A 13164-nucleotide genomic window follows, 5' to 3' on the forward strand; every position below is an offset into this window, starting at 1 on the left:
CTGCTGGAGAGGGGGTTCCTGGGCACACTGGGGGGATGCGTAGTGCGTATGGCGTGGAGAGTGTTCGGGGGGCCGAGCGTGAGGTCATGGCGCGGGGGCCCGAAGGCGCGCTGATGCGGAGGGCCGCGGCCGGCCTCGCCGCGGAGTGCGCGCAGCTGCTCGGCAAGGTGTACGGCGCCCGGGTCACGCTGCTCGTGGGCAGTGGGGACAACGGCGGCGACGCCCTGTACGCGGGCGCCGGCCTGGCCCGGCGCGGCGCGGGAGTCACCGCCGTGCTGCTCAGCCCGGAGCGCACCCACGCCGGCGGCCTCGCGGCGCTGCGCGCGGCCGGCGGGACGGTCGTGGGCGGTGCCGAGGGCCGCGCGGAGCGAGCCGTCGCGCGGGCCCGCCTCGTCGTGGACGGCATCGTCGGTATCGGGGGGCGCGGCGGGCTCCGGGAGCGTGCCGCCCAGCTCGTCGCCGCTGTCGCGCGGGACGCCCTCGTCGTCGCCGTGGATCTGCCGAGCGGCATCGACGCGGACACGGGCGAGGTGCACGGAGAGGCGGTGCGCGCCGATGTGACGGTGACGTTCGGGGCGTACAAGCCGGGGCTGCTGATCGATCCGGGACGCGAGTACGCCGGTGCGGTGCGGCTCGTCGACATCGGGCTCGAACTGGCCGCGGACGAACGGGTGCTCGAAGCCCTTCAGTACGCGGATGTGGCGGCGCTGCTGCCGCAGCCGGGCGGGGAGAGCGACAAGTACCGGCGCGGTGTCGTCGGCGTCGTCGCCGGGTCCGCGCGGTACCCCGGCGCCGCCGTGCTCTGCGTGGCCGGGGCGCTGCGCGGGGGCGCGGGCGCCGTCCGGTACGTGGGGCCCGCCGCGGACGCGGTCGTCGCGCGGTTCCCCGAGGCGCTGGTGTCCGCCGGGCCGCCGTCGAAGGCGGGACGGGTGCAGGCCTGGGTCGTGGGGCCCGGGCTCGGGGACGACGAGGAGCGGCTGCGGGACGTGGTCGCCGCCGATGTGCCCGTACTGATCGACGCGGACGGCCTGCGGCTCGCGGGGGAGCGTGAGGTGCGGGCCCGGCGCGCGCCGACGCTGCTCACGCCGCACGCCGGGGAGGCCGCCGCGCTTCTCGGGGTCGCCCGTGAGGAGGTGGAGTCTGCCCGGCTCTCGGCCGTCCGGGAGCTGGCGGGGCGGTTCGGTGCGACCGTGCTCCTGAAGGGGTCCACCACGCTGGTCGCCTCTGGCGAGGGCGCCGTGCGCGTCAACCCCACCGGCACGCCCTGGCTCGCCACCGCGGGCAGCGGCGACGTCCTGTCCGGGCTCGCGGGCTCCCTGCTCGCGGCGGGCCTCGGCGCGCGGGACGCCGGTTCCGTCGGCGCGTACCTCCACGGCCTCGCCGCACGGCAGGCGTCGGACGGGGCGCCGGTCGCCGCGCAGGACGTGGCCGACGCGATTCCGGCCGCGTGGCGGGATGTACGGCGGCTGGGCTGATCGGGACCGGCCCGTCGGTCCGGGCGCCCCGTCGGTCAGGGCGCGGGGACACGGGGACGCGGGAGCCGTCCGGGGCGAGCCGCCCGCGCCGGTCCGTGCGCCCGCCCAGAAAGGCCCGGCGAAGCGGGGCGGCCCTCGCGCTCTGAGAGACTTGTGCGCGATGAACGAGACAGCACCCTTCCGTGTCCGGGCCGAGATCGACCTCGCCGCCCTCCGCGCCAACGTGCGCGCGCTGCGTGCCCACGCGCCGGACGCCGCGTTGATGGCCGTGGTGAAGGCCGACGCGTACGGCCACGGGATGGTGCCCTGCGCCAAGGCCGCCGTCCAGGCCGGTGCCGGCTGGATCGGGACCGCGACGCCCGAGGAGGCCCTGGCCCTGCGCGCCGCCGGGCTGCCGGGGCGGATCATGTGCTGGCTGTGGACGCCGGGCGGCCCCTGGCGCGAGGGCGTCGAGGCCGACCTGGACATGTCGGTGAGCGCGCTGTGGGCGCTCGGAGAGGTGACGGAGGCCGCCCGTGCGGCGGGCCGCACCGCCCGTGTCCAGCTCAAGGCCGACACCGGCCTCGGCCGCAACGGCTGCATGCCCGCCGACTGGCCCGAACTGATCGCCGCGTCCCTGCGCGCCGAGGCCGAGGGGCTGATCCGCGTCACCGGGCTCTGGTCGCACTTCGCGTGCGCCGACGAGCCGGGGCACCCGTCGATCGCCGCCCAGCTCACCGTCTTCCGCGAGATGGTGGCCTTCGCCGAGGAACAGGGCATACGCCCCGAGGTGCGGCACATCGCCAACTCCCCGGCGACGCTCACGGTCCCGGAGGCCCACTTCGACCTCGTACGGCCGGGCATCGCGATGTACGGCGTCTCGCCGAGCCCCGAGCTGGGCGCTCCGGAGGAGTTCGGGCTGCGGCCCGTCATGACGCTCACCGCCTCGCTCGCCCATGTGAAGCACGCTCCGGCGGGTCACGGGGTCAGTTACGGCCACCACTACGTCACCCCGGGCGAGACGACTCTCGGCCTCGTCCCCGCCGGGTACGGCGACGGCATCCCCCGACACGCCTCCGGTACGGCCCCGGTCCTCGTCGACGGCAAGTGGCGTACGGTCGCGGGCCGCGTGGCGATGGACCAGTTCGTGGTCGACCTCGGCGGGGACGAGCCCGAAGTGGGCAGCGAGGCGGTGCTGTTCGGGCCCGGCGACCGCGGCGAGCCGACCGCCGAGGACTGGGCGCAGGCCGCGGGCACCATCGCGTACGAGATCGTCACCCGCATCGGATCGCGTGTCCCGCGCGTCTACGTGAATGAGCGGCCCGGCACCGGAGAGATGTGAACGAGCGGTCCGACCACTGACTCACTGACTAGGAGCGGCACGTGAGCGAGAGCAGCACGGGGGCTGCCGCGGCGGAAGCGGTGACGGCGGCCGCCGTCGCGGCGGGGAACTGGCGCCGGGCCGGGGTGGCCGGTACCGCGCTCGGCGTGCTAGCCGCGGGCGCGGCCGCGGGGGTCGCCATCGAGCGGCTCACCGTGGGGCGCGGGATGCGCAAGAAGGCCCGCCTCGCCCTGGACTCCGCCGGTCCGTACGGCTCGCTGCGCGGCATGCCCGGCACGGCGTACGCGGACGACGGCACCGAACTCTCGTACGAGGTCGAGGAGGTCGAGACCGACGGCGAGCAGGCCGCGCGCGGACGCCGGGGCCTCGGACGCCGCGCCTCCGCCCCCGTCACCGTCGTCTTCAGCCACGGCTACTGCCTGAGCCAGGACTCCTGGCACTTCCAGCGGGCCGCCCTGCGCGGCGTGGTCCGCGCGGTCTACTGGGACCAGCGCAGCCATGCCCGCTCCGGGCGGGGCGTCGACCAGGCCGAGCGCGATGTGCCGGTCTCCATCGACCAGTTGGGCCGCGATCTGAAGGCCGTCATCGACGCGGCCGCGCCCGAGGGGCCGCTCGTCCTCGTCGGGCACTCCATGGGCGGCATGACGACGATGGCCCTCGCCGACCAGTTCCCCGAGCTGATCCGCGACCGCGTGGTGGCCGTCGCCCTCGTCGGTACGTCGTCGGGGAAGCTCGGTCAGGTGAATTTCGGGCTCCCGGTCGCCGGGATGAACGCGGTCCGCCGGGTCCTTCCCGGCGTGCTGCGGGCGCTCGGCTCGCAGGCGGAGCTGGTGGAGCGGGGGCGGCGGGCCACCGCCGACCTTTTCGCCGGGGTCATCAAGCGCTACTCGTTCTCGCGCGGGGACGTGGACCCGGCGATCGCGCGGTTCGCGGAGCGGATGATCGAGGCGACGCCGATCGACGTGGTCGCGGAGTTCTACCCGGCGTTCGCCGAGCACGACAAGGCGGCGGCGCTCGCGCACTTCGCCGGGCTGCCGGTGCTGGTGCTCGCGGGGGAGAAGGACCTGGTCACCCCGAGCGAGCACAGCGAGGCGATCGCGGCGGTACTGCCGGACGCCGAGCTTGTCCTGGTCCCCGACGCCGGGCACCTGGTCATGCTGGAGCACCCCGAGGTGGTCTCGGACCGGCTCGCGGAGCTGCTGGCGAGGGCGGCCGCCGGGCGGGCGGCAGCCGACGCGGGGTCCTCCAGCGGCTAACGTGGACGGCATGGAAGCACCGCACCACCAGGCCCCCGCCAACGTACTCAAGATCACCGTCAACTCCCCCGAACAAATGGGCGAGTTGGGCCGTCGCCTCGCGAAACTCCTGCGCCCCGGCGACCTCGTCATGCTCACCGGCGAGCTGGGCGCCGGCAAGACGACGCTGACCCGCGGCCTCGGTGAGGGCCTCGGCGTGCGCGGCGCCGTCACCTCCCCGACCTTCGTCATCGCCCGCGTCCACCCCCCGCTCGGGCCGGGCCCCGCGCTGGTGCACGTCGACGCGTACCGCCTGGGCGGCGGGCTCGACGAGATGGAGGACCTGGACCTCGATGTCTCGCTGCCCGATTCGGTGGTCGTCGTCGAGTGGGGCGAGGGCAAGGTCGAGGAGCTGTCGGACGATCGGCTGCACGTCGTCATCGACCGGGCCGTGGGCGATACGACGGACGAGGTGCGCGAGGTGACGCTGACCGGGCTCGGCGGGCGGTGGTCGGACGCGGACCTGGCGTCGCTCGCGGCCTAGCGGAAAGGGCGTTCAGCCGAAGGTTCCGACAAGTCGTCGGCAAAATCTTGCGCTGTGCGCGCCGCGCGTGGTCACATGGGTACCGGTCCTGGTTAGGTCTACCTAACCACGTCTGTCCCCGGGAGCCCAGGAGGCATCCATGCCGGCTTCAGAACGTGACGTACAGCCGCAGCCGCACGCGCAGGTGCACGGTCTGCCGGGACCTTCGGCCGTCTCGGGCCTCTCGCATCCGTCGATGAGCGATCTGCTCGCCTCGTGCGCCGCCGCGACCGCGGTCTCCACCCCGCCCAGGGACCCGGCGCCCGCCGGGGACGGGCCTACGGAACGACGACGACCTTCTTGCTGATCGTCGCGAACTCCCACATGGCGTTGCCGTGCGCCCGCGACTCACGGATGCCGCCCGTCTTCTTCGCCGGATCCGGCTTCGGCGTCGAGCCGTCGACCGCCGCGCTGAAACCGATCGTGATCCCCTCGACGGACGCGAACCGCACGACGTGCTCGATCGGCACCCCGTCCGTTCCGGTGACGGTCCCCGAGCGCGAGGTGACGGCGTACGTGCCCGGGGCGGGGTCCACCGAGCCCGGCGTGACCGTGAACGTGATCCGCGGCTTGCCGGACGCCTCGACCAGCCAGACCCGGTCCTCGCTCACGGAGTAGACGACCCGCTCGCCCGCGCCGGACTCGGGCGGCACCGCCGTCGGGTTCGCCCTGTCCCTGGGGGAGCGGGGGGCGCTGGCGCCCGGGGACTGCTCGGGCTTGGCCGGGTCCGGGGCACTGGCCGAGGCCTGATAGGCGAGGAAGCCGATCGCGGCGACCGCCGCGGCGGTGAGCCCGGCCACAAATCCCGAGCTGCTCCTTGACACCTTGCGCCACCCACCTTTTCGGACTGCGACGGCTGTGAACCGACGGTAGCAGGAGGCACCCCTCATCCCGGGGCGGCCGTGCGGAGGGCGCCGGAGCCGTAGGCTGTTCGCGTGCTCTTGCTCGCTCTTGATACCGCAACGCCCGCCGTCACCGTCGCCCTCCACGACGGCTCATCCGTCGTGGCCCAGTCGAGCCAGGTGGACGCCCGGCGCCACGGGGAGCTGCTGCTCCCGGCCGTCGACCGCGTGCTCGCCGACGCCGGTCTGAGACTCGACGCCGTCACCGCCGTCGTCGCCGGAGTGGGCCCCGGCCCCTACACCGGACTGCGCGTCGGCCTGATGACCGCCGACACGTTCGGCCTCGCCCTCGGCGTGCCCGTGCACGGGATCTGCACGCTGGACGGCCTCGCCTACGCCTCCGGCATCGAGTCCGGCCCCTTCGTGGTCGCCACCGACGCCCGGCGCAAGGAGGTCTACTGGGCGCGCTACGACGACGTACGCACGAGAGCGAGCGAGCCCGCGGTCGACCGGCCCGCGGACATCGCCGCCCAGGTCGAGGGGCTGCCCGCCGTCGGCGCGGGCGCGCTGCTCTACCCCGACACCTTCCCCGACGCCCGCGCCCCCGAGCACGTCTCGGCGGCGGCGCTCGCCTCCCTGGCCGCGGAGAGGCTGGCCGCCGGCGAGGAACTGCCCGAGCCCCGTCCGCTGTACCTGCGCCGGCCCGACGCGCAGGTGCCCAAGAACTACAAGGTGGTCACACCCAAGTGACCGAGGCGACCGAGGTGCCCGCGGCCGCCGGGCTGCGCGAGATGCGCTGGTGGGACATTGACGCGGTGTTCGCCCTGGAGAAGGAACTCTTCCCGGACGACGCCTGGTCGCGCGGCATGTTCTGGTCCGAGCTGGCCCACTCGCGCGGGCCGCTGGCCACCCGTCGCTATGTGGTGGCCATGGACGGCGACCGCCTCGTCGGGTACGCGGGGCTCGCCGCCGCCGGGGACCTCGCCGACGTGCAGACCATCGCCGTCGCCCGCGACCACTGGGGCACCGGGCTCGGCGCCCGGCTGCTCACCGACCTGCTCCAGGCCGCGACCGCCTTCGAGTGCCCCCAGGTGATGCTCGAAGTACGGGTCGACAACACCAGGGCGCAGAAGCTGTACGAGCGTTTCGGCTTCGAGCCCATCGGCTTCCGGCGCGGCTACTACCAGCCCGGCAACGTGGACGCCCTGGTCATGCGCCGCACCGATCCCTCCACCCCCGCACCGACTGGCGTACAAGGAACCGAGATTCATGGCTGACTCGCGCGACGAACCCCTCGTCCTCGGCATCGAGACCTCCTGCGACGAGACCGGCGTCGGCATCGTCCGCGGCACGACCCTGCTCGCCGACGCCGTCGCCTCCAGCGTCGACGAGCACGCCCGGTTCGGCGGCGTCGTGCCCGAGGTCGCCTCCCGCGCGCACCTGGAGGCGATGGTGCCGACCATCGAGCGCGCCCTGAAGGAAGCGGGGGTGAGCGCGAAGGACCTCGACGGCATCGCGGTGACCGCCGGGCCCGGGCTCGCGGGCGCGCTGCTCGTCGGCGTCTCCGCCGCGAAGGCGTACGCGTACGCGCTCGGCAAGCCGCTGTACGGCGTCAACCACCTCGCCTCGCACATCTGTGTGGACCAGCTGGAGCACGGGCCGCTGCCCGAGCCGACCATGGCACTCCTGGTCTCCGGCGGCCACTCCTCGCTGCTGCTCTCCGCCGACATCACCTCGGACGTGCGGCCGCTCGGCTCGACCATCGACGACGCGGCGGGCGAGGCCTTCGACAAGATCGCGCGGGTGCTGAACCTCGGCTTCCCGGGCGGTCCCGTCATCGACCGGTACGCGCGCGAGGGCGACCCGAACGCCATCGCCTTCCCGCGCGGGCTCACCGGGCCGCGCGACCCCGCGTACGACTTCTCCTTCTCGGGGCTCAAGACGTCCGTCGCCCGCTGGATCGAGGCGAAGCGGGCCGCGGGCGAGGACGTGCCGGTGCGGGACGTGTCGGCGTCCTTCCAGGAGGCGATCGTCGACGTGCTGACCCGCAAGGCCGTGCGGGCCTGCAAGGACGAGGGCGTCGACCACCTCATGATCGGCGGTGGCGTGGCCGCCAACTCGCGGCTTCGCGCGCTGGCGCAGGAGCGGTGCGAGAAGGCCGGGATCCGGCTGCGCGTGCCGCGCCCGAAGCTGTGCACGGACAACGGCGCGATGGTCGCGGCCCTCGGCGCGGAGATGGTGGCGCGCAACCGTTCGGCGTCGGCCTGGGACCTGTCGGCGGACTCGTCGCTGCCGGTGACGGAGCCGCATGTGCCGGGGCACGCGCACACGCACGCGCACTCGCATGATCACGACCATGTGCACGAGGTCAGCAAGGGGAACCTGTACTCGTGAGCGTCGCGCTGATGTGGGAGGCCCGTGCCGTCGAGGGGCGGGGCGCCGAGCTGCTCGCGTGGGCGCGGGAGCAGCGGTTCGACGTCGCCCCGTTGCGGCGGGAGACCTTCCGCGCGCCGCAGGACCGGGTCCTCGTCATCACCTGGTGGGACGCGGCGTACGACGCCGACCTTCCGGAACTGCCGGAGCCCGCGCCGGAGTTGGTGACACGGGCGGTGCATCGCTGGCGCTTCGAGCCGGTCGACGCGGACTGACGCCAGGTTCCGCCAGGCGGGGGCGTGTGGGTGCCGCGCGGCAGGGCTTGTGGTTGCTCGCGCAGTTCCCCGCGCCCCGATAGGGGCGCGAGGAACTGCGCGACCAGCCACGACGCCCCCGCAGGGAAACGCCGCACACAAGCCCCGCCGGCGGCTGCCTCACTCCGGGCGCCCCGCCTGCGCCAGCAACCCGTCGATCACCGCGCCCAGTTGCCGGGCAACGTCGTAGTCCTCGGTCAGCTCGGCCCAGCTGTCGGCGAGCGCCGCAAGATGGGGGAGTTCGGCCGCGTCCGCGTCGGTGAGCATGTCGGGGAAGTACCGCTTACGGTCCGGCTCCTCCGCGCGCCGCTCCATCGCACGCCGGAAGACCAGGTCTCCGTAGACGCAGTGCCAGAGGGTCCGGTAGGCGCGGACCGCCTCCACGGGGGTGAGCCCGCACTCGACGCCCGCGCCGACGATCTCCTCGACCATCCACAGGGCGCCCTTGTCGGTGAGGTCGCCGAGGCTGAGCACCTCGACCACCCAGGGCATCCGCGCCAACGTGCCGTGCATGTGCAGGGTGACGGCGAGGAGGCGCGCGCGGGGGTCGGCGGGCAGCTCGGGGCGGGGGACCGTGGCGGCGGTGCCCGCGAGGGTGAGCATCAGCAGCTCGTCCTTGTCGCGCACGTGGTGGTAGAGCGCCATCGGTGTCGTGCCGACCTCCTTGGCGACCCGGCGCATGCTCAGCGCCGCCACGCCCTCCTCCTCCAGGATCCGGCGGGCGGTCGCGACGATCGCCTCCGGCTCCAGGCGGCGGGGCCGTCCCACGCCGCGCTTCTTCGCCTTCTCTTCTGCTGCCACCGGCTCATTGTCGCGCGCTCGCCCCGCCCAGACCCCTGCCTGATTTCTATACGCGTATAGTAATGTGCCGCCCATGGTGAACAAGGTGAACTCGCGTACCCCGCAAGGGCGTTTACTGCCGGTGCTGCTCACCGTGCAGTTCCTCGTCTCCCTCGACATGTCCGTCGTCAACATCGCCCTGCCCGACATGGGCGACGACCTCGGCTTCACCCCGGACGCGCTGCTCTGGGTCGTCAACGCCTACGCGCTCGCCTTCGGCGGCCTGCTCATGCTCGGCGGGCGCCTCGCCGACCTGATCGGGCGGCGGCCCACCCTCATCTGGGGCTTCGTCGTCTTCGGGGCGGCCGGCCTCGCGGGCGGGCTTGCCCTGACGCCGGGCCAGCTCATCGCGGCGCGGGCGGTGCAGGGCGCGGGCGCGGCGGCGCTGGCCCCCGTCGCGCTCACGCTGATCACCGTCAACTACGCGGCGGGGCCCGCGCGTTCGCGGGCGCTCGGCCTGTGGGGCGTCTCCGGGGCGCTCGGCGGAGCGGTCGGGATCATGGCGGGCGGGGTGCTCACCGACTGGCTGGGCTGGCGTTCGGTGATGCTCGTCAACGTCCCCGTGGTGCTCGCCGCGCTCCTCGCCGCGCGCCACGGAGTGCCCGCCGACCGCCGCACCGGGCCCGCGCCCCGGCTCGACCTCACCGGCGCCCTGCTCGTCACGGCCGGGATGGCGTTGCTCGTACTCGGTCTCGTGCGCACGGAGACGTACGCCTGGGGATCGGGCACCACGCTGGGCACGCTCGCCGTCGCGGCCGTGCTGCTCGCGGGCTTCGTCGCCGTCGAGGCCCGCGAGCGGGAGCCGTTGCTGCGGCTCGGCCTGCTCGGCGCCGCCCATCGGCCCGTGCTCTCCGCGAACGTCTTCGCGCTGCTGATGTCCTCGGGGCAGTTCGCCGCCTTCTACTTCACCTCGCTCTACCTCCAGCAGGTGATGGGGTACGGGCCGACGGCGGCCGGTGCCGCGTTCCTGCCGTTCTGCGCGGGCGTCGTGGCCGGGTCGACGGCCGCGACCCGGCTGGTCGGGCGGGCCGGTGAGCGGGCGCTGCTGGTGGCGGGCGGGCTGCTGGGGGCCGCCGGGTTCGGCTGGTTCGCGCTGACGGCCGAGGCGGGCGGCACGTTCCTCGGCTCGATCCTCGGGCCCTCGCTGGTCGCCAGCGTCGGCATCGGCATGTGCTTCGTCCCGCTGGGCACGGCCGCGACCAGCGGTGTGGCGCCCGAGGAGACGGGCATGGCCTCCGGGCTGCTCAACAGCTCACGCCAGCTCGGCGGCTCGCTCGGCCTCGCGGTCCTGGTCACGGTCGCGGCGAACACCACGGGCTCCGGGCAGGGCGAGAACGCCCTCGCCGAGGGGTACGCGGCGGCCTTCGCGGCCTCCGCGGGGCTCCTGGTGGCGGCCGCGCTGGGGACGGCCGTGCTGCACGGCCGTCGTCCGTCATCACCAGTACCGCCGACTCGGGGCTCCGCCCCGGACCCTGTGGCCCGCGCCTGAGGCCTCCGCCTCGGGGCTCCGCCCCGGACCCCGCTCCTCAAGCGCCGGAGGGGCTGACATATCGAACCCCGCTCCTCAAGCGCCGGAGGGGCTGACATCTCGGAGCCCGCGGGTCGGCTGTGGTTGCTCGCGCAGTTCCCCGCGCCCCTTAGGGGGCCGGGTGCCCGATCAGCATCGCGGGCGCCCCCGCCACCCGCGTCAGGAACACCGTCGCCGCGTTCTTGCCCCGCGGCTTCACCTTGCGGCGCAGCTCCTCCGGCTCGACCGCCGAGCCCCGCTTCTTCACCGTCAGGGTGCCGACCTCCCGCTCCCTCAGCAGGGCCTTCAGCTTCTTCACGCCGAAGGGGAGCTGGTCGGTGATCTCGTACGCCACCGCGTACGGCGTCTCGTGCAGCGCGTCGGACGTGACGTACGCGATCGTCTCGTCGATCAGCCCGCCGCCGACCCGCGCCGCGACCTCCGCGACCAGATGCGCACGGATGACGGCGCCGTCGGGCTCGTACAAGTACCGCCCCACGGGCCGCACTCCGGGGTCGGGCAGCATCGTGGCCAGCGGGCTCCACAGGGAGACGTTCCGGGGCAGGAGCGTCGCGCGGTGCGAGGCGGGAGCGTCCGTGCCGAACCACAGCACGGCCTCCTTCACGTCGCCGCCGTCCGAGATCCACTCGGCCTCGGCCTCGGCGGGGATCGCCTCGTGCGGGATGCCGGGGGCGATCTTCAGCGCGGCGCGCGGGGCCGCGCGGGCCGTCTCGATCGCCCAGGACAGCGGCGGGGAGTAGGACTCCGGGTCGAAGATGCGGCCGCGCTTGGACGAGCGCCGCGCCGGGTCCACGAACACCGCGTCGTACGCCGATGTGTCCACGTCGGTGACATCGGCCTCCCGGACCTCGATCAGGTCGGCGAGGCCGAGCGCCTGGGCGTTGGCCCGGGCGACCGCGCAGGTCAGCGGGGAACGGTCGACGGCGAGCACGGAGATCCCGGCCCGCGCGAGGGCGATCGCGTCGCCGCCGATGCCGCAGCACAGGTCGGCGAGGGAACGCACCCCCAGCTTCCGGAAGCTCTCGGCGCGATGGGTGGCGACGGAGGCGCGGGTGGACTGCTCGACCCCGTCGGGCGTGAAGAACATCCGGGCCGCGTCCTCGGCGCCGAACTTCGCCGCGGCCCGTTGGCGCAGCCGCGCCTGGGCGAGGGCGGCCGAGACCAGCGGCGCCGGGTGGTCGCGGCGCAGCCGGGTGGCGGCGGCCAGCTCCTGCGCGGGCTCGACGTCCCGCACCTCGTCGAGCAGGGCGCGGCCCGCTTCGGTGAGCAGGGCGGCGAAGGCGGCGAGGGGATCGTCGAGGCCGGCGCCCTCGGTGCCTCCGGCGGCTCCGGTGCCTCCGGGGGCGCGGTCGGCGGCAGGGGCGCTCGGCGTGTTCGGGTCGTTCACCCGCCCCATTGTGGGCCAGTCGGTGGATGGTGCGCGGCCGGTGGCGGTGTCGGCCCCTGGGAGCGCCGGTGAACTGCGAGGATCCGGCGCCATGCAACTTGTACGACAAAAGGAAGAATCCGCCGCACGGCGGATGAATCAGACGCGTGCCGTCGTGGCGGTCCTGACCGCCGCGGCGATCGCCTCGGGCTGCGCCTCCGGCGACGGCTCCGACGCCGTGCGGCCCGCCCACGGCCAGCAGCCGCTCAAGGCCCCGCCCGCCAGGGCCCTCGACTCCTATGCCCAGCAGCTCGGCGCCGCCCAGGCCGCGCGGGTCGCGGCCGCCAAGCGCTGGCGCCTGGCCAAGACCCCGCTGGCCGCGCCCGCACCGCCGAGGACGAAGCCGAGGCTCACCACCCGCAAGGGCTTCGAGGTCAAGGGCCAGGCCAAGCTCCCGCCGGTCTTCACGACCATCCCGACCAGGCAGAAGGTCGTCTTCCTCACCATCGACGACGGCGCCGAGAAGGACCCGGCGCTGCTGCGGATGATGAGCGACCTGAAGATCCCGTACACCGCGTTCCTCAGCGACTACCTGGTCAAGGAGGACTACGCGTACTTCAAGAAGATGCAGTCGCGCGGGGTCACCCTGAACAACCACACCCTCAACCACCGCTACATGCCCGGCCTCTCGTACGAGGGTCAGCGCCGCGAGATCTGCGGCATGCAGGACACCATCGAGAAGCACTACGGCAAGCGGCCCGAACTCTTCCGCCCGCCCTACGGCAACTACAACGAGGACACGCTGCGGGCCGCGAAGTCCTGCGGCATCAAGGCGGTGCCGCTGTGGAACTCGGAGGTCTTCGCGGACCGCATGGAGTACCGCGAGTGGGACCGCGACCTGCACCCCGGCGACATCATCCTCACCCACTTCCGGGGCCGCGAGGACTGGAAGGGCACCATGCCCGACATGGTCCGCAGGCTCATGAAGACGGTCACGGACAAGGGGTACGCGGTGGCCAGGCTGGAGGACTACCTGTGACCCGGCGGGCGCGAGCACTGGCCGGGGCCCTCCTGTGCGGAGTACTCGCGCCCGCGCTGCTGACGTCCTGCGCGGATTCGATTGACCCGATCGAGCGACTGGGCCGCAAGGCCGCGGAGAAGCTCCCCGACAGGCAACCGCCCGCCTCCGCCTGTGGGCAGGCGTTCCGCAGGGCGGAACGGGTGGGCACAGACCCCGGTGCCGGGCAAGAGGAAATGAGGCGTCACGGAGGCGCGGCCGGGCAATCC

Annotated in this window: 13 protein-coding genes; 10 read left to right on the top strand and 3 right to left on the bottom strand. The window is 74.0% G+C overall.

The window, feature by feature from the left end; all coding sequences use genetic code 11:
* The first annotated feature begins 35 nt into the window (after window positions 1–35).
* The 4 genes from GKQ77_RS16895 (at window position 36) to tsaE (ending at window position 4575) form a co-directional block, all read left to right on the top strand.
* The gene (locus GKQ77_RS16895; RefSeq protein ID WP_219689604.1) at window positions 36–1475 is read left to right on the top strand and encodes an NAD(P)H-hydrate dehydratase; all 1440 of its coding nucleotides are present in this window, start codon (window positions 36–38) and stop codon (window positions 1473–1475) included.
* Window positions 1476–1635: 160 nt separating this feature from the next.
* A complete protein-coding gene (alr, locus tag GKQ77_RS16900; RefSeq protein ID WP_219689605.1) occupies window positions 1636–2796 on the top strand; it encodes an alanine racemase in 1161 nt (386 codons plus the stop codon).
* Between the two features lie 41 nt (window positions 2797–2837).
* Window positions 2838–4052, top strand: a complete 1215-nt coding sequence (locus GKQ77_RS16905; protein WP_219689606.1) for an alpha/beta fold hydrolase — start codon at window positions 2838–2840, stop codon at window positions 4050–4052.
* A gap of 10 nt (window positions 4053–4062) precedes the next feature.
* Window positions 4063–4575: a tRNA (adenosine(37)-N6)-threonylcarbamoyltransferase complex ATPase subunit type 1 TsaE gene (gene tsaE / locus GKQ77_RS16910; RefSeq protein WP_219689607.1), complete on the top strand. Its 513-nt coding sequence runs from the start codon at window positions 4063–4065 to the stop codon at window positions 4573–4575.
* A gap of 317 nt (window positions 4576–4892) precedes the next feature.
* On the opposite strand, the gene GKQ77_RS16915 is transcribed toward tsaE, so the two are convergent.
* Window positions 4893–5438, bottom strand: coding sequence for a hypothetical protein (locus GKQ77_RS16915; RefSeq protein WP_219689608.1), 546 nt, complete (start codon window positions 5436–5438; stop codon window positions 4893–4895).
* Window positions 5439–5549: 111 nt separating this feature from the next.
* Between GKQ77_RS16915 and tsaB the strand changes: the two genes are divergently transcribed.
* The 4 genes from tsaB to GKQ77_RS16935 are packed head-to-tail and all read left to right on the top strand — an operon-like array spanning window position 5550 to window position 8104.
* Window positions 5550–6206 carry a tRNA (adenosine(37)-N6)-threonylcarbamoyltransferase complex dimerization subunit type 1 TsaB gene (gene tsaB, locus GKQ77_RS16920; RefSeq protein ID WP_219689609.1) on the top strand — a complete coding sequence of 219 codons (657 nt, stop codon included), beginning with the start codon at window positions 5550–5552 and terminating at the stop codon, window positions 6204–6206.
* Window positions 6207–6247: 41 nt separating this feature from the next.
* Entirely contained in the window at window positions 6248–6733 is a 486-nt protein-coding gene (gene rimI / locus GKQ77_RS16925) for a ribosomal protein S18-alanine N-acetyltransferase (protein ID WP_219689615.1), read from the top strand.
* Window positions 6726–7850, top strand: a complete 1125-nt coding sequence (gene tsaD / locus GKQ77_RS16930) for a tRNA (adenosine(37)-N6)-threonylcarbamoyltransferase complex transferase subunit TsaD (RefSeq protein ID WP_219689610.1) — start codon at window positions 6726–6728, stop codon at window positions 7848–7850. The genes rimI and tsaD overlap by 8 nt, the downstream gene beginning before the upstream one ends.
* Complete coding sequence (locus GKQ77_RS16935; protein ID WP_125514500.1) at window positions 7847–8104, top strand: hypothetical protein; 258 nt, start codon at window positions 7847–7849, stop codon at window positions 8102–8104. Before tsaD ends, GKQ77_RS16935 begins: the two co-directional genes overlap by 4 nt.
* Window positions 8105–8263: 159 nt before the next feature.
* Here the strand turns inward: GKQ77_RS16935 and GKQ77_RS16940 are convergent, their stop codons facing one another.
* Window positions 8264–8944 (bottom strand): TetR/AcrR family transcriptional regulator, encoded by a 681-nt coding sequence (locus tag GKQ77_RS16940; protein ID WP_308117690.1) that lies wholly within the window; start codon window positions 8942–8944, stop codon window positions 8264–8266.
* Between the two features lie 73 nt (window positions 8945–9017).
* Between GKQ77_RS16940 and GKQ77_RS16945 the strand changes: the two genes are divergently transcribed.
* On the top strand, window positions 9018–10472 hold the full coding sequence (locus GKQ77_RS16945) for an MFS transporter (RefSeq protein WP_219689612.1): 1455 nt from the start codon (window positions 9018–9020) through the stop codon (window positions 10470–10472).
* Window positions 10473–10620: 148 nt separating this feature from the next.
* Here GKQ77_RS16945 and GKQ77_RS16950 read toward each other — a convergent pair whose 3' ends face one another.
* The gene (locus GKQ77_RS16950) at window positions 10621–11907 is read right to left on the bottom strand and encodes a class I SAM-dependent methyltransferase (RefSeq protein WP_219689613.1); all 1287 of its coding nucleotides are present in this window, start codon (window positions 11905–11907) and stop codon (window positions 10621–10623) included.
* An 82-nt stretch (window positions 11908–11989) separates the two neighbouring features.
* On the opposite strand from GKQ77_RS16950, the gene GKQ77_RS16955 reads away from it, so the two are divergent.
* Window positions 11990–12916, top strand: a complete 927-nt coding sequence (locus tag GKQ77_RS16955; protein WP_219689614.1) for a polysaccharide deacetylase family protein — start codon at window positions 11990–11992, stop codon at window positions 12914–12916.
* Window positions 12917–13164 lie beyond the last annotated feature (248 nt).

The sequence above is a fragment of the Streptomyces anatolicus genome (genome assembly GCF_019400875.1).
Lineage (GTDB): Bacteria > Actinomycetota > Actinomycetes > Streptomycetales > Streptomycetaceae > Streptomyces > Streptomyces anatolicus.